General features: G+C 68.4%; 14 protein-coding genes. 8 read left to right on the top strand and 6 right to left on the bottom strand.

Translation table 11 applies throughout. The features are described 5' to 3' along the window. Nucleotides 1-8 precede the first annotated feature (8 nt). The 5 genes from ACWDR3_RS10575 to ACWDR3_RS10555 all read right to left on the bottom strand — a co-directional run bounded on the left by ACWDR3_RS10575 (nucleotide 9) and on the right by ACWDR3_RS10555 (nucleotide 8,245). Nucleotides 9-3,347 carry an alginate lyase family protein gene (locus ACWDR3_RS10575; protein ID WP_450352082.1) on the bottom strand — a complete coding sequence of 1,113 codons (3,339 nt, stop codon included), beginning with the start codon at nucleotides 3,345-3,347 and terminating at the stop codon, nucleotides 9-11. Nucleotides 3,348-3,361: 14 nt separating this feature from the next. Continuing rightward, nucleotides 3,362-4,903 carry a glycosyl hydrolase family 28 protein gene (locus ACWDR3_RS10570; protein WP_450352081.1) on the bottom strand — a complete coding sequence of 514 codons (1,542 nt, stop codon included), beginning with the start codon at nucleotides 4,901-4,903 and terminating at the stop codon, nucleotides 3,362-3,364. A 92-nt stretch (nucleotides 4,904-4,995) separates the two neighbouring features. Beyond that, nucleotides 4,996-5,859, bottom strand: coding sequence for a carbohydrate ABC transporter permease (locus tag ACWDR3_RS10565; RefSeq protein WP_450352080.1), 864 nt, complete (start codon nucleotides 5,857-5,859; stop codon nucleotides 4,996-4,998). After that, a complete protein-coding gene (locus ACWDR3_RS10560; protein ID WP_450352079.1) occupies nucleotides 5,856-6,899 on the bottom strand; it encodes a carbohydrate ABC transporter permease in 1,044 nt (347 codons plus the stop codon). The genes ACWDR3_RS10565 and ACWDR3_RS10560 overlap by 4 nt, the downstream gene beginning before the upstream one ends. Beyond that, entirely contained in the window at nucleotides 6,896-8,245 is a 1,350-nt protein-coding gene (locus ACWDR3_RS10555; protein WP_450352078.1) for an extracellular solute-binding protein, read from the bottom strand. The genes ACWDR3_RS10560 and ACWDR3_RS10555 overlap by 4 nt, the downstream gene beginning before the upstream one ends. A 334-nt stretch (nucleotides 8,246-8,579) precedes the next feature. Here ACWDR3_RS10555 and ACWDR3_RS10550 point away from each other — a divergent pair, with 334 nt between their 5' ends. The 3 genes from ACWDR3_RS10550 (at nucleotide 8,580) to ACWDR3_RS10540 (ending at nucleotide 11,866) form a co-directional block, all read left to right on the top strand. Next, nucleotides 8,580-9,590 (top strand): hydroxyacid dehydrogenase, encoded by a 1,011-nt coding sequence (locus ACWDR3_RS10550; protein WP_450352077.1) that lies wholly within the window; start codon nucleotides 8,580-8,582, stop codon nucleotides 9,588-9,590. A 415-nt stretch (nucleotides 9,591-10,005) separates the two neighbouring features. Beyond that, nucleotides 10,006-11,091, top strand: a complete 1,086-nt coding sequence (locus tag ACWDR3_RS10545; RefSeq protein ID WP_450352076.1) for a LacI family DNA-binding transcriptional regulator — start codon at nucleotides 10,006-10,008, stop codon at nucleotides 11,089-11,091. Nucleotides 11,092-11,101: 10 nt separating this feature from the next. Further along, entirely contained in the window at nucleotides 11,102-11,866 is a 765-nt protein-coding gene (locus ACWDR3_RS10540) for a phosphotransferase (RefSeq protein WP_450352075.1), read from the top strand. Between the two features lie 153 nt (nucleotides 11,867-12,019). Here ACWDR3_RS10540 and ACWDR3_RS10535 read toward each other — a convergent pair whose 3' ends face one another. After that, the gene (locus ACWDR3_RS10535) at nucleotides 12,020-12,871 is read right to left on the bottom strand and encodes an oxidoreductase (RefSeq protein ID WP_450352074.1); all 852 of its coding nucleotides are present in this window, start codon (nucleotides 12,869-12,871) and stop codon (nucleotides 12,020-12,022) included. A 208-nt stretch (nucleotides 12,872-13,079) separates the two neighbouring features. Between ACWDR3_RS10535 and ACWDR3_RS10530 the strand changes: the two genes are divergently transcribed. The 5 genes from ACWDR3_RS10530 to ACWDR3_RS10510 all read left to right on the top strand — a co-directional run bounded on the left by ACWDR3_RS10530 (nucleotide 13,080) and on the right by ACWDR3_RS10510 (nucleotide 19,011). Then, a complete protein-coding gene (locus ACWDR3_RS10530; RefSeq protein WP_450352073.1) occupies nucleotides 13,080-13,961 on the top strand; it encodes a helix-turn-helix transcriptional regulator in 882 nt (293 codons plus the stop codon). Nucleotides 13,962-14,209: 248 nt separating this feature from the next. Then, entirely contained in the window at nucleotides 14,210-15,544 is a 1,335-nt protein-coding gene (locus ACWDR3_RS10525; protein WP_450352072.1) for an ABC transporter substrate-binding protein, read from the top strand. A gap of 19 nt (nucleotides 15,545-15,563) precedes the next feature. After that, nucleotides 15,564-16,448: a carbohydrate ABC transporter permease gene (locus ACWDR3_RS10520; protein WP_450352071.1), complete on the top strand. Its 885-nt coding sequence runs from the start codon at nucleotides 15,564-15,566 to the stop codon at nucleotides 16,446-16,448. Beyond that, a complete protein-coding gene (locus tag ACWDR3_RS10515) occupies nucleotides 16,448-17,356 on the top strand; it encodes a carbohydrate ABC transporter permease (protein WP_450352070.1) in 909 nt (302 codons plus the stop codon). Before ACWDR3_RS10520 ends, ACWDR3_RS10515 begins: the two co-directional genes overlap by 1 nt. Before the next feature lie 20 nt (nucleotides 17,357-17,376). Then, nucleotides 17,377-19,011, top strand: coding sequence for a family 43 glycosylhydrolase (locus ACWDR3_RS10510; RefSeq protein WP_450352123.1), 1,635 nt, complete (start codon nucleotides 17,377-17,379; stop codon nucleotides 19,009-19,011). Nucleotides 19,012-19,086: the final 75 nt, after the last annotated feature.

Here is a 19,086-nt window from a genome sequence, read left to right as displayed (position 1 = left end):
ATGACGGCTCAGGTGGGCGTGATGCTCACCTCGTCGAACTCGGCGGTGCAGCGGACGAGTTGACTGCGCGAGCAGACGACCAGCCCGACGTAATAGGGGGCGTCACCGAAGCCGGGGATCACTCCGTCGGCGAGGGGGGTCCAGGTGACGCCGTCATCGGTGGACAGCGCTGCGCTGAAGGCGGTCCCGACGCGCTTCAGCCGCAGCAGTGCGGGGAGGGTGACGGCCGCGCCACCGGTGAAGGCGGAGGCCCCGGCCACGGTCTTGCGGAGCATGAGCTGAGCGGTGCTCCCACCGGTGACGATCGCCCCCGCGGCCTGGTCGAACGGCGACAGCGACTTCGCCATGAGCAGCCCGACGCGGTCGGTGCTCACGCCACTGCGGGAGACGATCCGGGCGACGACCTCGCAGTCGCCGCTGACGGGCCGCCGCACGAACTGGCCTGTCATTCCCTGGCCGTTGGCGTTCAGATCGACGCCCGCGCCCCGCACGGTGAAGGTCCCGCCGTCGTACGAGGTACTGCCCGGCGTGGTGATCGCGACCACGCCCAGCGTCCCGAAGGCACGGTCGTCGAGCACGGTGTCGCCGAGATCGCCGTACGTCCAGGGCGCGGGGGGTGGGGTGCCGACGGTGAGGGCGAGGGTGCCGGAGCCGACACCGGCCGCGTTGCCCGCACCGGCCGTGACCGTGAACTCACCCGTCCCGGTGGGCGTTCCGGAGATCAGGCCGGTACGGCGATCGACGCGCAGCCCGCCGGGCAGGCCGTCCGCGGTGAAGCGAACGGGCTCGTGGGTGGCACGCAGTTGGTAGCGGAAGGGGACACCCAAGTTGGCGAAGAGCGCGGTGGAGGAGGCGAGTTGGGGAGCGGTGGGCGTGGGCATCGCGGCCGCGACGGACCGCGAACGCGGGCCCCGGCCACCGGTGTTGGTCTTCACGACGACGTAGTGGTACGTCGTTCCGGGCGCCCCGTTCGCATCCGCGTACCGCACGCGCGTGCCGAAGCCGACCGGGCCGACGCGGGTGGCGAGGGTCTCGTACGGACCGGCGGCGCGGGTGGCGCGCAGGACCGTGTACTCGGCGGACAGGTCGGAGTCGGACCAGGCCAACTCGACGGCGTCGGCGCCGGTTTGGGCCCGCAGGTCGGTAGCGGTGCGGGCAGGGCGGGGCACGCTCCAGACCGCGCCTTTCGCAGACGTCACGCTGACGTTGTCGAAGGCGCCGGTGCCTGTCTCGGCGTAGTCCTGGTCGACGCCGAGACAGGAGGTGAGGGCGAGTCCCGCGTACGCGGTGCGCCCCAACTCGACCTCGGTGGTGCCGACTTCGGTCCAGTGGACGCCGTCCGGCGAGATCGCTCCGGTGCAGCGCGCGCCCTTCCGGGTGACCCGCACCCAGTAGGGCTTCCGCAGCCGGTAGCCGTCGCCCGCGCCCTCGACGTACGGCGCCTCCAGCGGGGTCGCCGACGCGGGCAGCGCGCCGAGGTCGGAGATCGGGAAGGCGGCGTTCACGGTGATCGCCTGCTGCTGCGAGGGCGGGACGGGTGTGCTGCCGATCGCGGAGACATCGGCGCCGGCGGATGGCCGAACCGTCCAGACCCCGCTCCAGGTGTGCAGCGGCAGCCCCTGGATCAGCATCGAGGCGTGCGCCGCGTCCGCGTCGAGGGAGGCGCGGACGGTGACGCCGATCTTCGAGTACTGCGAGCTGAGCGGCCACACGATCCGCGCGGTGACCGTACCGTCGCCGCGCAACGGGAGGTGGGCGAGACGGTAGCTGTCGGCGGTGCCGCTCGCCTCCAGGACGAAGCGCTCGCCGTCGAAGACGGCGGAACCGGGGATCTTCACGTCCCCGACGTCCTGGGTCGACCAGGGCCCGGGAAGACCGGCGGAGGCGGCTGCCCACGCGGAACTGCCGCTCCTGCCAAGCGCGTTGGAGGCGGTGACCGTGTAGTAGTACGTCCGTCCGGCGTGCGCCTTCCGGTCGGTGTACGTCGGCTGCGCGACCCCGGACGCGATCTTCTCGTACCGCCCGTCGACGGCCGTGGCCCGCAGCACCGTGTAGGAGTCGGCCCAGGCCGAGGGCAGCCAACTCACCTGTACGGAACGGTCGTTGCCCACGGCCGTGACACCGGCCGGTGGTGTCGGCACGGTCGCGGTCGCGGCGGCTCCGGCGTACGCGAAGGTGCCCCAGCTCGGCAGGTCGTCGTTGCTGCCCTCGACGACCCGGGCGCCACCGGTGCCGCGGAAGACGGCGTTCTTCGTGTACGGGGCGTCGAGGCCGCGCACGCCCGCGTAGTGCGCGTACGCCATCTCGTAGATCGGTGGCAGGGTGCCGCGCGAGACGGCCGAGACGGACGTCTTGATGTACTTGCCGGTGCGGTCGAGGTCGGGGGTGAAGGGCACGTCGGCGCCGAGGTTGTAGCGGGCGGCGTACTCGACGTTGGCGAGGATCCGGTTGTCGTCGAGGCCCCAGAGGTCGATGCCCTGGTTCCAGGCGACCTGTGCCGCGTCCGCGAGCAGGCCGACGGCCAGTTGTTCGTGCCCCTGGTCCCGGCCGCTCTCCTGGCCCTGGCCGGCGTCGGTGACGATGCGGTGGAGCACGCTGCCGTTGCCCGCGCCGGCCGCGGCGAAGCGCAAGGCGTCCTCGAAGAGGACCCGCTCCTCACAGAACACGCCGATGGCCAGGATGGTCTGAAGAGCCGTCAGATCCCAGTTGCCGTTGGCGTAGAGCATGTAACCGGAGACGGCCGGATACCAGACGTCGAGGAACGACCGCTCGCAGCGGGCGATGTCCTCCCGCGCCCACCCGTCATAGCCGGTGTGGCGCAGGAGTTCGGCCGCGTTGACGAACTTGAAGGCCTGCAGCCCCGCGCCGAGCGGCCCGTCGGCGCCGGTGATCGCCGTCAGGGACGCCGACCACGCGTTCAGGATGTCGCGGGCCTTGTCGGCATGGGTGCGCTCCCCTGTGGCGCACCACATCAGGGCGTTCTGGTAGGCGGCGGCCGAGTCGGCGACGGCCTGGTTCTGGTAGTTGGCGGGGCCTCGGCCCCAGGTGGTGATCTGGCCGGTGTTCTGGACGACGTACGACGAGGAGGAGCGGGCGTGGGCCGCGAGCGCCAAGTAGCCGTCGTGGACCGGGGTTTGCTGGGCGGCGACCGCCGCTTTCATGCGGGCGAGGTCGTCGGCGGTGTGCAGGAGGCCGGGGTGGGAGAAGGTCACCTCGGGGTCGTCGCCGGCCGCCACCGCCCGGCCGGGCACGAGCAGACCGCTCGCACCCGAGGCCAGCAGCAGGGCGGCGGCCGAGCCGCCGAGGAAGCCCCGGCGGCTCGGGGTGACGGGAGCGGGGTCAGGCACGGGAGTCGGGACGGTCATGACGCGGCGGCCGCCTCCGCCTCGGCGGTCGTGAGGAACTTCAGGTTCGTCACGTGCTCGTTGGAGAACCACTGGACCGAGTCGGTGGTGTAGTACCAGGTCGGCTTCCTCATCGAGTCGGCGACGACCAGCCCGTTGAGCACCAGGTTCTCGAAGGTGACGTTCTTGATGGCGTGTTCGGCGTCGTAGCCGAGGAGGAGCGACGGGTTGGCGTGGGTGCCGGTGTACGTGAGGTTCTTGACGTACACGTCCTCGATGCCGCGCCCGACCGAGGTGTTGTACTTCGTGTTGTACATGACCTTCATGTAGATGACCTGGCCCCAGCGGAAGTCCTCGATCCGCACGTCCTCGATCCGCACGTTCTTGATGAGGTTGGAGTCGCCAGGGTTGAGGGCGATGCAGCCCTGGTAGTTCATCTGGGGTTCGCGGTGGTCGAGGATGTCGATGTTCTTGATGACGAGGTTCTCGAGCGTCTCGGGCGCGTCGGAGTTGCCGTGCGTGCCGACGTTGATCGGGTGCGCGACATCGGCCCACAGGGTGCAGTTCTTGACGGTGATGTCGCGGGTGTCGCCGTAGTAGTCCCAGCGGTGGCAGTAGATGGCGATGCAGTCGTCGGAGTTGCGCATGAAGCAGCCGTCGAAGGTGATCCCGGTCGAGGAGAAGACGTCGAATCCGTCGCCGTTGCCCTTCGAACTGAACGCGCGCGCCTTGGTGATGCGGACGTTCCTGCTCTCGGCGAACGTGCCCGCGTAGCCGGACGGGTTGAGGATGATGACGTCCTCGACGCGGATGTTCTTGCTGCCCTCGCAGAGGATCGCGCCGCCGGGGTTGTTGTAGAGCACGCCGTGTCCGGTGAGGCGGGCCCGCTCCACGTCCTTGAAGTAGACCTGGGCGGTGAGCACCGCGCCGCCCGCGAGATACACGGTCTTGCCGCTGGGGACGGTCAGGACGTTGCCGGTGACGGTGTGCACGCCGGGGCCGAAGTAGATGACGTCCGGATCGTCGGCCGAAGGGGCGTGCTTCTCCAGGGAGTTGGAGATGACGTGCAGGCAGTCGAAGATCTCGTCGTTGATCTGTACGACGACGTCGTGCGGCTCGTCGAGGGTGAACCGCAGGGTGTCGCCGAGGAGTTCGGGCGTGATGCCGAGCGCGTCCGGTCTCACCCGGGCCTTGGTGGTGCCGCCCTTGAGGTAGGTGACCTCAAGCTCCACTGAACCGCGGAAGTCGAAGTACACCATCGAGGAGTTGTAGACCTTGCCGGAGCCGGTGGTGGCGTTGATCTCCTCCAGCTGCGGCCGCCAGATGTCGAGCGTCTGCCACTCACCGTCGGGGGCGATGCGGGCCCGCACCTTGAAGGAGGTGTTGGTCGGCATGGTGGCCGGGCGGGGGTAAGTGACCAGCTTCGGGCGGGAGTTGTGGCCATGGCCCTGCTCGTTCGCGTGGGCGGCCGTGGCCGTGAGGCCGCTCGACAGACCGGCGGCGAGGGCGGTGGCGCCGGCTGCCTGGAGGGCGTTGCGCCGGGACAGAGGCGTGTTCATCTGCGACTCCTTGCGAGGTGGTGCGGAAGGAACTGCCGAAGGCGTTACGGAAGGCGTTGCCGAAGGGTTTGCGGACGGGCTTGCGGCAGGGGCTACTTGAGGCCGGTCGTCGACATGCCGGCCACGAAACCGCGCTGGGCGACGAGGAAGATGAGCAGGACGGGCACGACGTACATCACCGAGCCCGCGGCCAGCAGGTTGTTCACGGGCAGGCCGCCCGGAGTGACGTACGAGGTCATGAGGGCGACGGAGAGCGTGGTGCGGTCGTTGGAGAGCAGCAGCATGGGTGCGATGAAGTCGCCCCAGCTCCAGGTGAAGGCGATCACGAAGCTCGCGGCCAGGACCGGCCAGGACTGCGGCAGGAAGATCCGCCAGAAGATCCCCGCGTACCCGCAGCCGTCGACGATCGCGGCCTCCTCCAACTCCCTCGGCATCCCGGCGAAGAACTGCCGGAACAGGAAGACGAGATAGGGGGCGCCGGCCAGGCCCCAGAGCACCCAGGGCCAGTACGTGTCGACCATGCCGAGCTTCGCGAAGATGAGGTACGTCGGGAAGAGCGTGATCATCTGCGGCAGCATCATGGAGCCGAGCAGAATCCCGAACAGGGCTTTCTTTCCAGGGGCGTTGAGGCGGGCGAAGCCGAAGCCGACCCAGGCGGAGCTGAGGGTGACGAGGGTGGCGTAGATCAGGGCGATGATCAGGGAGTTGCGGGCGTAGCCCAGGAAGTCGATCTGGGTGAAGGCGTCGGCGAAGTTGTGCCACTGGATCCGGTCGGGCAGCCAGTGCACCGGGGAGGCGGCCAGTTCGGGGGTCGTCTTGAGGCCGGTGACGATCAGCCAGCCGAAGGGGCCGAGCATCAGTCCGGTGATCACGACGAGGACGGTGTAGAGGACGAGACGGTTGACGCGGATGCGGACGCCCTGCGCGGACTTGGGGGGCAGGCTCGTGGGAGTCACTTCTTCGCCTCCGGATCGACGTTGTAGAACACCACTCCGGACGTGGCCTTGAAGACGATCCCGGTCACGATGAGGATCAGGACGAAGAGCACCCACAGCAGTGCGGAGGCGTAGCCGTAGCGGCCCATCGCGAAGTACTGGGCGAACACGTGCATCATGTACATGTAGTTGGTCTGCGGGATCCCGGTGACTCCGGAGGGAGTCGAGATGGGGGCGATCAGCAGCGGCATGATCGTCTGCACCGACGCGATCATCCCGGTCACGGCCTGGAACAGCAGCACCGGCGAGAGCAGCGGAACGGTGATGCTGCGGAAGGTCCGCCACGCGCTCGCGCCGTCGATCCGGGCCGCCTCGTGGAGTTCACGGGGCACGTCCTGGAGGCCGGCCAGCGAGATGATCATGACGTTCCCGGCGGCCCACAGCACCGCCATCAGGATCACGTAGCGGGCGTACGGGTCGTCGAGCCAGGCGAGGGCGTCGATGCCGAAGACATGCAGGACGCCGTTGGCGGCACCGGAGTCCCGGTTGAAGAGCTGCTTGAAGATCAGCCCCGCGCCGACCGGAGGTACCACCGCCGGCAGATAGAGCAACGTGCGGAACAGACCGCGCGCCTTGATGGGCCGGTTGACGAGGACCGCGAGGGCGAGTCCCGCGACGATCGACAGCGGTACGGAGGTGAGCGCGAACACCCCGGCCCGGCCCAGGGAGTCCCAGGTCACCGGATCGGACAGCAGCTCGCGGTAGTTGCCGAGACCGACATAGCGCCAGCGCGGCGAGATGCCGTCGAAGGTGGTGAAGCTCAGCCAGAGCGCGTACGCCATCGGACCGACGGTCAGCAGCGCGAACCCGATGATCCAGGGCGAGGTGAACAGGTAGAACGCCCGGCGCCGGCGGGCCGTCATGGACGTGCGGGGCAGGTGGGTGGAGTCGCCCTCGCCGGTCCGGGTCGGGGTGGTGCGGGCGGAGGTGGTGCGTCCGGCGCCGGGGGGCGCGGCGGTTCGGGGTCGCCGTACGGCTTCGGGAATCTGTTCGGCTGTCATCCCACCTGCTCCTTACCGCGCTTCAGCTGCTCGTTGACGACCGAGTTGAGGCGTCCGGCGAGGGTGTCTACGGAGATCCGGCCGTTCATCGCGGCCGGAATAACCTGGTTGATGAGGGCCTCCAGCGCGTCCCACTTGATGTACGGGGTGAACGGAGTCACCGAGAAGTGCTTCGACTCGGCCTTCTGCACCTCGATGGCGCGCTGCTGGTAGTCCTCCTTGTGCGGCATCAGCGGCTGGAGCGACTTCAGGCTCGGAATCCCCCAGCCGCCCTCGGCGCGCGCCTTGGCGGGTCCCTCGCCGAAGAACCACTCGAAGACCCGCCAGGCCGCGTCCTTGTTGCGCGCCTTCTTCGGCATCCACATGCCGGTGGCCCCCTGGCAGGAACTGAGCCGCGGGCCGCCCTCGAAGACCGGCGCGGGTGCGAGGCGGGACACCTCGGCCAGCTTCGGCTCGGCGTTGATCATGCCGCCCAGCCAGTAGCCGCTGCCGGACATGGCCATCCGGTTCGCGACATAGGTGGGGCCGTCCCAGCCGTCGGGGTTGGGCTGGACGAGGCTCGGTCCGACCCTGGCCTTGGCGTAATCGACGTACCAGGCAAGGGCTTTACGGGCTTCGGGGGTGGTGAAGTCGACGCGGCTGAAGTCGGCGGAGAAGAGGCTGCCGCCGGCCGCGGCCGTGAGGTTGGTGAAGAGGATGCCGAGGCCCAGGCCGTTGTAACTGCCGCCGTAGACGGTGGTCTGGCCGTTCTTGCGCTGGGTGAGACGCTTGGCGTTCTCCAGCCAGGCCTCGTAGGTGATCGGCTCGGTGTCGGGCGGGTAGTCGACGCCGGCCTTGTCGAACAGCGCCGCGTTGTACCAGAACATCGCGTCCTGCGAGAAGTCCTTCGCCATGCCGTAGCGGGGGCCCTTGCCCTGGGTCCGGCCGTCGTAACGCCACAGGTCGTTGGCCGGGTCCAGGTCGTCGACCTTGAGGACGGTCGACTTCGCGAAGTACGGGTCGAGGTTCTCGGCCACGCCCCGGGCGGCGAAGTATGGCGTGTCGAGCGCGCCGCTGCCGCGCACCAGGTCCGGCGGGCTGCCGTTGGTGAGCATCGCGATCAGGCGGGTGATGTCGTCCTGGACGACTGTGATCCCGATGCCGAGTTCCTTCTGCGCCTGCTGGATCAACTCCGGTGCGATGTCGTCGAGTTTGGCCATCACGGTGACGCGCTCGCCACCGCCGGTCGCGGCACCGGCCACTTGCAGGGCGCAGCCGCTCAACGCCGCCGCGCCGACCGCGGCGCCACCCGCCGACAGGGCGAGGAAACGGCGGCGGCTGGGCGGAGCACCGGCCTGGGTGTGCATGAACCCTCCGAGTCTCTGCGTCTCAGCGTCGAGATGACGTCTCTGCGTTGAGAAGTTTTCGGGAACCGGTTTCTACAGGCAGTGGAGGGAGCTTCCTTCCGGCCGCTGGGGGCGTCAAGAGGGATGACCAAGTTTCGAAAACTCTGGGGGTGCTGGGTGGTGGGGGGTGTGGGGGTGGGTTCGTCGTGGATCCGGCAACCGATCCAGCAACCGGTTGGCCTTCGGTCCGAGTGATTGACCGGTCCTTCTCGGGAGACCTACGGTAGATCTACGGTAGAAGGCGCTTTCTGAAAATGTTTCCGTCCCGTGGTCAGATCTCGTGGTCAGGAGAGTCATGCCCAACCCGCAGCCCAGGGCCGTGTTCGCGATGGATCCGGTGCACCTTCCCCTGCTCTTCCCGCCGCCGCTCATGGCCCGGCTGACCCACACCTCGGACCTCGACCCCACGCTCGTGGTACGGGACTTCGCCGACCCGGCGGTGGCCGGCGCCCTCGCCGACGCCGACGTCCTGATCACCGGCTGGGGCTGTCCCCGCCTCGACGCCGACGTCCTGGCCGCCGCACCCCGGCTCCGCACCGTCCTGCACGCCGCCGGCTCCGTCCGCTCACTGGTCGGGGACGCGGTGTGGGAACGCGGGATCACCGTCTCCAGCGCGGTGACCGGCAACGCGCTGCCGGTCGCGGAGTACACGCTGGCGATGATCCTGCTCAGCGGGAAGGACGCGTTCACTCATCGCGAGCGGTTCCGTGCGGAGCACCGGTATCCGTCGCATGCGGAGACCGCGGGGACGGGCAATGTCGGGCGTCGGGTCGGGGTCATCGGGGCGTCTCGGGTGGGACGGCGGTTGCTGGAGCTGTTGCGGCCGTTTGATTTTTCGGTGCTGCTGTACGACCCGTATGTGACGGTGAGTCAAGCGGAGGTGTTGGGGGCTGAGTTGGTGGGGTTGGAGGAGCTCTTGCGGCGGAGTGACATCGTGACGCTGCATGCGCCTGATATTCCGGAGACCTATCGGATGCTCGATGCGGCACGGCTTGCGTTGATCCGGGACGGAGGGGTGCTGATCAATACGTCTCGGGGGGCGTTGGTCGATCCTGATGCGTTGGTGGAGGAGTTGGTCTCGGGGCGGCTGTGTGCGGTGCTTGATGTGACGGAGCCTGAGCCTTTGCCTGGGGGGTCCCCCCTGTATCGGCTGCCCAATGTCTTCCTCACGCCCCATATCGCCGGGTCCCTCGGGAACGAGCTGGAGCGACTTGGGCTGATCGTCGTGGAGGAGCTGGAGCGGGTGGCGGAGGGGGTGGGGTTGGGGCATGAGGTGCGGTATGTGGATTTGGTTCGGGTGGCTTGAGTTGGGGGCGTTTGGTGTGGGTGGGTTGGATTGACGTGGCTTGATCTGAGGTGGGTGAACTGGGTTTGTGTGCTTGGTGGTTGAGTGGGCGGCCCTCTAGGGCACGGCGTTTTGCGGTTGCTTTTGCAGGTGCCGTGCCGAATTTCTTGCTCGGTCGCCTTCGGGGCGCTCTATGCCGGTGTCGAGACGGCGATCGTGCTCAGCGCTTCGCGCCTCCGCGCGTTCGCCGTCTCGACACCGGCGCGCCCCTACGGCTCCCTCGCGGCCGGCGCGTTGGCACACGAACCGTTGGTGGGCCGTTGCCGTCTGCCTGTGGTGGTTTGCGGGGGCGGCGAATTGGATGGGATACGGTTTCTGAGCCGGTGACTGATCTGTTCCGGTGGGGTCTGGCCTGTGAGTTCGAGGAGTCCTGGCCGTGAGTCAGCGCAAGGTTGCCGGTGATATCGGGCGGGCCACCATCCGTGACGTGGCCGAGCGGGCCGGTGTCTCCGTCGCGAGTGTCTCGCGGGTGTTGTCCGGGAACTATCCGGTGTCGGAGGAGTTGCGGCGGCGGGTGATGAAGGTCGTGCAGGACCTGGACTACGTCACCAATGCGCATGCCCGGTCGCTGGCCGGGGGCGGGACCCCGACCGTCGCCATTCTCATCAACAACATCACTGGCGCTGCTTTCGCCCACGTCGCCAAGGGAGTTGAGGGTGCCGCGACGCTGAGGGGGTGGCTGTCGTTGGTGGGGACGACGGGTGACGACCCCGAGCGGGAGTTGGCGCTGGTCAATCTGATGCGCCAACAGGGCGTCGCCGCTGTGGTGTTGCTGGGCGGTGCTTACGACTACGACGAGTACCAGTTGCGCATGGCCCGGTTCGCTCGATCTCTGGATGCCGCCGGTTCGCATCTGGTGCTGGTGGGGCGGCCTCCGTTGGAGGGGGACGTGCCGGCCACGACCGTCGACTACGACAACGAGGGCGGCGCCTATGCCATGGCCAGCCATCTGTTGTCGGCCGGGCATCGGAGGGTGCTGGTATTGCCGGGGCATGCCGAACTCACCACCGCTCAAGGGCGGTTGAGGGGGGCTCAGCGGGCCTTCGAGGCGTACGGGGTGCCTTTCGAGGCGGGCATGGTGCGGCACGGGCCCTATGACTACGAGCACGGGTACGAGGCCGTGGAGGAGAGTCTGGGGGCGGGGCTGGAATTCACCGCCGTGCTCGCCGGGACGGACGTCGTCGCCGCGGGGGCCATGCAGGCGCTGCGGGCGGGGGGACTGCGGGTGCCCGAGGACGTCTCCATCGTCGGCTACGACGACATCCCGCTGGCCTCCCAGCTGACCCCTCAACTCACCACCGTGCACGTCCCGTACGAGGAGATGGGCCGGGTGGCCCTGCGTGCGGTCGCCGACCGGCGTGAGGGTGGGGCGGGGCGGCGCAAGGGCGGTGACGGCGACCATGTGGTGCTGGGCACCCATGTCGTCGTGCGCAACTCCGTGCGGCCGCCGGCCCGCCGGTAGCGTCATCGACATGACGGACGAGGGCGAGACGGACGAGGGCGACCCCCTGGTCGGCGGCATGGTGAACGCCGGTGCGGTCTTCCGTCGCGGTGGTGTGGTGGAGCGCCCGGCGCCGCGTACCGCTCGTGCTCTCCATGCTCATTTCCTCGCGCTCAGAAAGCATGGGTTCGACGCGGCTCCGACGCCGGTTTGTCTCACTGCGGACGGCCGCGAGCAGCTGACCTTCATCCCCGGTGACGTCGCTCTCCCGCCTTACCCGCGCTGGGTGATGACGGAGACCGCGTTGAGGTCGGTGGGAAGTCTGTTGCGGCGCCTGCACGACGTCGGCGCGGACATCGCCGTCGACGCCGGCGCGGAGTGGCCCCGGGCCCTGGCCGACCCTGCGGGCGGGATCATGCTGTGCCACAACGATGTGTGTCCGGACAATGTCGTCTTCCTTGACGGCCGTGCCGAGGCACTGATCGATTTCGATCTGGCCGCCCCCGGCCGCGCCGTGTGGGACCTCGCCATGACCGCCCGTTACTGGGTTCCCATGCTCGATCCCGCGTCCGCGGCCGCTCTCTATCCCGCGGGGCTGGACGCCCCTGCGCGACTGCGGATCCTCGCCGACAGCTACGGTCTCTCCCCGCACGAGCGGGCCGAACTGCCCGGCGTCATCGAACAGGCCACCGCGTCCTGCCGGGCCTTCGTCGCCGACCGGGTGGCGGATGGCGACCCCGTGTACGCCAACGCCTTGTCCGAGCGCGGTGGTTGGCAGCGTTGGGACCGCATCTAGGGGTGGCTGGTGGATCACCGTGATCTGTTCACGGCCGCTCTGTTGAACTGACGGGCTCAGAGGGTGCAGGACGGGTGGAGAGGTCGTTCTGGAGGGCTCAGCGATGACGGTCGCTGTCCGGGCCCCGCGCCGGGGGCCCGACAGCCCGTGCCGTCAGGCGGACCCGCTGGTGTCGTCGAAGTCGGTGGAGGCCGACAGTTCGGCCCAGGCCAACAGGTCGCGCTCGAAGGCGTCGCGTCCGGCCCGGACCAGCCGAAGCGCGTCGGGGCCGAGCAGCAGGTGCGTGGGCGGGCGGTCGGCCGCCACGATGCGCAGTACGGCGGCCGCGGCCTTGTCCGGGTCGCCCGGCTGCTGTCCGCTGCCGTGGACGCGGCGGGCGCGCACCGGCTCGAACAGCTCGTCGTAGTCGGCGATCGCGCGGGGTGCGCGGGTCATCGAGCGGCCGAGCCAGTCGGTCCGGAAGCTGCCCGGCTCGACGGCGGTGACATGGATGCCGAGATCGGCGACCTCCTTTCCGAGCGATTCGAGGATGCCCTCCACCGCGAACTTGCTGCCGTGGTAGAAGCTGAGGCCCGGCATGGTGATCAGCCCGCCCATCGAGGTGACGGCGACGATGTGGCCCGAACGGCGCTCCCTCATGTGCGGCAGCACGGCCTTGATCACCGCCACGGTTCCGTAGACGTTCACCTCGAACTGACGGCGCAGGTCCTCCATCGACGACTCCTCGAAGAGGCCGTCGTGGCCGTATCCGGCGTTGGCGACGAGTACGTCGACCGGGCCCAGGTCGCGCTCGGTCTCGTCCGCGACCGTGTTCACCGCGTCGTGGTCGGTCACGTCCAGGATGCGGGCGTGCGCGTCGCCGGCCAGCGCCTCGAAGGCCTGGGCGTCGGCGGGCGTGCGCACCGTGCCCACCACCCGGTGGCCCGCGGCCAGCGCGGCGCGTGCGAGTGCGCGGCCCAGGCCGGTGCTGACGCCGGTGATCAGGAATGTCTTGGTGTCCGACACGGGAGTTCCCCTTCGTGCGATGCGAACGGACGCCGAGCGGGGGGCGGTTGGGCCCCGGCCGGTCTCGACACGTTCCACTTCAGCACCGGAATCGGCCGCCGATCGGCTTCCGGGGGGTCCGCTCGGCCCTGGGGACGGCCGGACCGGGGGACTGTCAGTCCCCCTCTCGCCGGCCGTGGGGGCGATCTCGGGTCCTATCGTGAACGGTATGGACCGCAACACGGCTCTCGGTGAGTTTCTCCGCTCCCGGCGGGCGCGGATCACCCCGCGCCAGGCGGGCCTGTCCGACGACGGTGGGTCCCGACGCGTGCCAGGACTGCGCCGCGAGGAGATCGCGCGGCTGGCAGGCGTGAGCGTCGACTACTACGTACGCATGGAGCGCGGACGCCGGATGAACGTCTCCGAGTCCGTGCTGGACGCCATCTCCCGCGCGCTGCGCCTCGACCCCGTCGAACGCGCCCATCTGTTCCAGCTCGCCAAGCCTTCCGCGGGGAGTCCCCGCCGCGCGGCGACGCGCCCGCAGCCGGTCCGCCCGGGGCTGCGCGACATGCTCCGGATCCTTGAGCACACCCCCGCCCTGGTGCTGGGGCGGCGAATGGACATCCTCGCGTCCAACCGGATGGCCCGTGCGCTGCTCACCGACTTCGACGCGCTGCCGCACCGCGAGCGGAACCTGGTGCGGTTCATGTTCCGCGACGAGACCGCCCGCTCGCTGTACACGCACTGGGACACCCACGCCCAGGACATCGTCGCCTCGCTCCGGCTCGATGCCGGACGCCATCCCCACGATCCGCTCCTCGCGGAACTCGTCGGTGAACTCTCCATCGCGGACGAGGACTTCGGCCGCTGGTGGGCCGACCAGAACGTGTACCGGCACACGCACGGCAGCAAACACTTCCACCACCCGGTCGTCGGCCCGCTCACCCTCACCTACGAGTCCCTCACCACGCCCGCCGACCCGGACCAACGGCTGAGTGTCTACACCGCCGCCGAAGGCTCCAGCTCCGAAGAGGCGCTGCGGCTGCTGGACGCGTGGATCCGGCGGCCCGAGGGCTCGCGCGGACAGCACGCGGATCACGCGGAGCGTTAGGCGCCTGCCGGTCCGAGAAGAGCGGTTGGTCACCGGGGTTGCGTCGCGTTTCAGGAACCGGTTGCCTATCGTTTCGTAACCGGTTTCCGCTCTCCACCAGCGCATTTCCCAACCTCAGCGAAGAAGTTCGCGCACACCTCTTGCTACGGGCCTGACCGCCGACCTACCTTCACGACAACCGCTTTCTACATCTTCCGCAGCGCCCCCCTTCCTCTGAGAACGCCCAATCCCCGAAGGATCACGGTCAGATGAACTTCACCAGCTCCCGGAGAAGGTTCGCCCACGCCGCCGTCGCCGGAATCGCGCTGACGGGTCTGCTCGCCGCCTGTGGCGGGTCGGACTCGGGGGACGACACCAAGTCGTCCGGTCCGGTCACCCTGCCCTTCTGGGGCTGGGCCAACGGTCAGGAGGCGGTCGTCAAGGCCTTCAACGCCGCGCACAAGGACGTCAAGCTCAAGTACACCAAGGTGACCGACCAGCTGACCATGCAGAAGCAGCTGACCAACGCCGTGAAGGCGGGCAACGCGCCCTGTCTCGTGCAGAACACCGCCGAGTACGTGACCAGTTGGGTCTCGCAGGGGGCGCTCGCCGACATCAGCCAGTACGTGGACGCCAGCAAGAGGAAGTTCAACGGGGGTGCGTGGGCCAGTGCTCAGGTGCAGGGCAAGTCGTATGGCGTGCCTACGAGTTCCTCGCCGAACTTCACCATCTACCGGACCGACCTCTTCAAGAAGTACGGGATCGCCGCGCCGGTCACATGGGACGACTTCATCGCCGCGGGCAAGGTGCTGAAGAAGCACGGGGTGAAGATCACCAACTTCGCCGGCGAGGACCCGAGCACGCTAGAGGTGCTCGCCATGCAGGCCGGGGCGCACTGGTACGCCATCGACGGCAACTCCTGGAAGGTGGATTTCCAGGACGCGGGAAGTCTGAAGGCCGCCAAGGTGATTCAGGAGATCATCGACGGTGATCTGAACTCGAAGCTGTCCTTCGCCGACTACGCCGCCGTGCAGCGCAATTACGACGAGGGCGGGACCGCGACCCGGCAGATCTCGACCTGGCAGATGGCCGGCATGGTGCAGAACTTCACCAAGTCTTTCGGGAAGTGGGCCCTTTCGCCGTGGCCGACCTATGCGGGTGAGGCGGCCAAGACGCCCGCGGGGACCAATCTGACCGGCAGCGTGACGCTGGTGACCAAGCAGTGCAAGCACGTCCAGGAAGCCGCGCAGGCCGCTCTGTGGATGTCCACCGACGCCGGTGCCGTGAAGACGATGGCCTCCCCCACCACCGGCAACGGGGTGATGCCGGCGCTGGCCGACAGTCAGTCGTACGTGGGTGAGGCCGTCTCCGAGAAGCTGCTCGGGAGTAACTACCAGGCCGCGCAGAAGGTGGTGACCGAGAGCCTGGGAACCGTGACGACCGACTGGACCTTCGGGCCCGACTGGACCGCCATGTTCACCGAGATGCAGGCCGGTTGGGCCAAGGTCGTGAGCAAGGAGCAGAAGGTGACCGACCTGCTGGCGCACATGCAGGAGTGGACGGTCAAGGACCTGAAGTCCCGCGGCATCAGTGTCGAGGGCTAGAGGCTGAGGGCGAACCACGATGACTCGCTCACTGCGCTGGAAGGGCGCCGCCTTCACGGTGCCCTTCCAGCTCGGCTTCGTCTTTCTGTATCTGCTCCCGATCGGGTACGCCGTCTACCAGTCGCTCTTCCGTGAGCAGCAGTCCGGGCTGGGGCTCGGGGGGTCGACCGAGAAGTTCGCCGGGTTCGACAACTACCAGCAGGGGCTGACCGATTCGGCGTTCATGGGGTCCGTGCTGCGGGTGGTGCTGTTCGCCTGTGTGCAGATCCCGGTGATGCTCCTCATCAGCCTGCTGCTCGCGCTGTTCCTCGACGCGCTCGCCTCCCGGGCCGCGAGCCGGTTCCGGCTCGTGCTGCTGGTGCCGTACATGATCCCGGGTGTGGTCGCCGCGCTCGTGTGGATCAATCTGTACAGCCCGGCCGTCGGTCCGCTCACGCCACTGGGCAAGGTGTTCGGCTTCGACTGGAACTTCTTCGCGCCCTCGATGGTGTGGCCGTCCATCGGCAACCTGCTGACCTGGCACGGCATCGGCTACAACATGGTCATCATCTACTCGGCACTCCAGGGCGTGCCGCGTGAGCTGTTCGAGGCCGCTCGGCTGGACGGGGCCTCGGAGCCGCGGATCGCCGTGAGTATCAAGATTCCTTATGTGCGGGGCGCGTTGGTGCTCACCGGGATGCTGTCCGTGATTCAGATGCTGCAGATCTTCAACGAGCCCGCGCTGTTCCGGAACATCACTCCGCAGACGGTCAGCGACAGCTTCACGCCGATCATGATCATCTACAACCAGGCGTTCAACGCCGGCAATTACCACTACGCCGCTGCTCTGTCGGTTCTGCTGGCTCTCATTCTCGGCGTTGCCTCCTTCCTCTTCTATCGGCTCACTTCGAGGGAGGTCGACTGATGACGCTCACCGAGGAACCGCGGGCGAAAGTACGGCAGTTGGGCAGGATCAGTGCGCCGGACCGGGCTTCGCGGTCGCGGGGCGGGCAGCGGTTTCTGCTCGTCGGGCTGGTGCTGGCGAGTGTCTACAGCCTCTTTCCGGTGTGGTGGCTGATCGTCGCCTCGACGAAGGACCGTACGGGGCTCTATCAGAGCAATGGGCTGTGGTTCTCCGGGTGGCATCTGTGGGGGAATCTGCGGCAGTTGTTCACCTACGAGGACGGGATCTTCCTGCGGTGGACCGCCAACTCGTTCCTCTACGCCGGTGTCGGCTCCCTCGGCGGGACGCTGCTCGCCCTCGCCACCGGGTACGGGCTCGCCCGCTTTCAATTCCCGGGGCGGAATCTGGTGTTCGCGTGTGTGGTGGGGTCGTTTCTGATCCCGATCGCGCTGCTGACGCTGCCGCTGTATCTGATGTTCTCGGAGATCGGGCTCGTCGACACCCCGTGGGCGATGCTGATTCCGTGTCTGATCAATCCGTTCAGCGTCTATCTCGCCAAGGTGTACACCGAGGCCACCATCCCCTTCGAACTGCTGGAGGCCGCCCGGATCGACGGGGCCGGTGAGCTCAGGATCTTCTTCAGCATCGTGCTGCGGATGATGACGACCGGCGGGGCGACCGTCTTTCTGCTGGCCTTCGTCAACACCTGGAACGCCTTCTTCCTGCCGCTCACCGTGTTGCGCGGCGAGGAGAACTGGACCCTCAACCTGGGCCTGTACAACTGGTCCGGCAAACGCCTGGAGTCCGGCGTCGACCTCACCAGCCTGGTGCTGACCGGCGCGCTGCTCTCCATCGTCCCGATGGCCATCATGATGGTCGCCATGCGGCGGTACTGGCGCACCGGAGTCACCCTCGGAGCCCTCAAGTGAGCCCCGCCGTGCCCCCTCAAGTGACCTTGCTGCGCAACCCTGTTCTCCGTGGCTTCGCCCCCGATCCCTCCATGGTGCGAGTCGGTGACTGGTACTACGTGGCGAACAGTTCCTTCGAGTGGTTCCCGACCATTCCGATCCACCGTTCCCGCGATCTCGCGCACTGGGAGTACGCCGGCCATGTCCGCGGCGCCGTACCCGGCGACTCGCTGGCCGGGGTGCCCGACTCGGGTGGCATCTGGGCGCCCTCGCTGAGCTGGGACGCTGAGCGGTTCTGGGTGGTGTACGCGGTCGTGCGCTCGGTCGGGACGGCGTACTTCGACGCGGATGTCCATGTCAGTACGGCCGTTGAGGTGGGTGGCGAGTGGAGCGCTCCTCGGCGGGTGGCCAGTCATGGATTCGATCCCGCGCTCTATCACGAGGGCGGTCGGCTGTGGCTGCTCAATCTGCAGAACGACCATCGTCCGGGTGGGCGGCGGTTCGCCGGCATCGTGTTGAGCGAGTTGGACCGCGAGACGCTGGCTCCGATCGGCGGCACCCATCTGCTGGTGCAGCACGAACGCCTCATCGAGGGGCCCAAGTTGGTGCGCCGGGACGGGTGGTACTACCTGGTGCTCGCAGAGGGGGGTACGGGGTTCGAGCACGGCGTGCGGGTGGCGCGGAGCCGCGCGCTCACAGGTCCGTACGTGCTCGACGATCGGCCGTTGCTGACCTCTCGGGACGATCCCTCGCTGCCGTTGCAGAAGGCGGGGCATGGGGAGCTGGTCCAACTGCCGGGCGGGGAGTGGGTGTTGAGCCATCTGACGGCCCGTCCGCTGGACAGCGGTGGCGGACCGCGCTGTCCGCTCGGGCGGGAAACTGCGGTCCAGGCCTTGGTGTGGGACGAGGAGGGGTGGCCCCGGCTTCGGCAGGGCGGCCATCATCCGGCGGTCGAGGTCGACGTAGTGACGCCTCGCGCTTCGCCTCCACGTCCTGATGTGCCGACGGGCCTGCCCTCTGACGAGTTGGGCTGGCCGTGGAGTTCCCCGCGCGGATATCCCGATCCCTCATGGGCCGACGCCCGTGCCCGGCCCGGCTGGATCCGGCTGCGCGGTCGGCACGGGCCCGAGTCGCGGTGGGCGCACAGTCTGCTCGCCCAGCGGATCACCGAGCACCGGGCGGAGGCCGAGGTCACCGTCGAGGCTCGGCCGCGGACGTTCACGCAGGCCGCGGGGCTGGTGCTCTGGTACAACACCGAGGCGTACGTGAGCCTCGACGTGACCTGGGCGGAGCCCGAGGGCGAAGGGCAGCACGGGCAGCAGTGGCAGGGGAAGGGTCGTACCGTCCTCCGTCTTGTCGAGCGCGAGGAGTCCGCCACTCGGCAGGCGGCCGTGGTCGACATCGACGCGGATGCGGACGGGCCGCTGACGCTCGGGGTGACGGTGGACGGCGTGGAAGCGCGCTTCTGGTACGCCCTCGGGGGCAGCGCTACTCCAACTGCCCAGGGCGGCCATGCGCGTACTCCCGTAGGACCCGTGCTCGACTTCGGCAAGCTCTCCGACGACTACGGGACCAAGCTGCGCTTCACCGGTGCGATGGTCGGCATCCATGCCGTGGACCTCGTCGACGCCGCGTTCACCGCCGACTTCAGCGGGTTTCGGCTCAACTGTCGGTAGCCACCCTGTTCGAAGTTTCGAAAGTCAGGGACGTTCCAAGCCTGCGAAGTCCAACCTCTTCCCGGTGCGTTGCGG

The organism is Streptomyces sp. NPDC001002 (assembly GCF_053599215.1).
The sequence above is the reverse complement of the archived record's forward strand: the minus strand, read 5'-3'. Positions and strand labels throughout refer to the sequence as shown.

What these genes read in the sequence shown, in the direction of transcription:
- ACWDR3_RS10570 (WP_450352081.1), bottom strand. Translation starts at nt 4,903, where the DNA reads ATGAACACGCCTCTGTCCCGGCGCAACGCCCTCCAGGCAGCCGGCGCC.
- ACWDR3_RS10560 (WP_450352079.1), bottom strand. Translation starts at nt 6,899, where the DNA reads ATGACAGCCGAACAGATTCCCGAAGCCGTACGGCGACCCCGAACCGCC.
- ACWDR3_RS10555 (WP_450352078.1), bottom strand. Translation starts at nt 8,245, where the DNA reads ATGCACACCCAGGCCGGTGCTCCGCCCAGCCGCCGCCGTTTCCTCGCC.
- ACWDR3_RS10550 (WP_450352077.1), top strand. Translation starts at nt 8,580, where the DNA reads ATGCCCAACCCGCAGCCCAGGGCCGTGTTCGCGATGGATCCGGTGCAC.
- ACWDR3_RS10540 (WP_450352075.1), top strand. Translation starts at nt 11,102, where the DNA reads ATGACGGACGAGGGCGAGACGGACGAGGGCGACCCCCTGGTCGGCGGC.
- ACWDR3_RS10530 (WP_450352073.1), top strand. Translation starts at nt 13,080, where the DNA reads ATGGACCGCAACACGGCTCTCGGTGAGTTTCTCCGCTCCCGGCGGGCG.
- ACWDR3_RS10525 (WP_450352072.1), top strand. Translation starts at nt 14,210, where the DNA reads ATGAACTTCACCAGCTCCCGGAGAAGGTTCGCCCACGCCGCCGTCGCC.
- ACWDR3_RS10520 (WP_450352071.1), top strand. Translation starts at nt 15,564, where the DNA reads ATGACTCGCTCACTGCGCTGGAAGGGCGCCGCCTTCACGGTGCCCTTC.
- ACWDR3_RS10515 (WP_450352070.1), top strand. Translation starts at nt 16,448, where the DNA reads ATGACGCTCACCGAGGAACCGCGGGCGAAAGTACGGCAGTTGGGCAGG.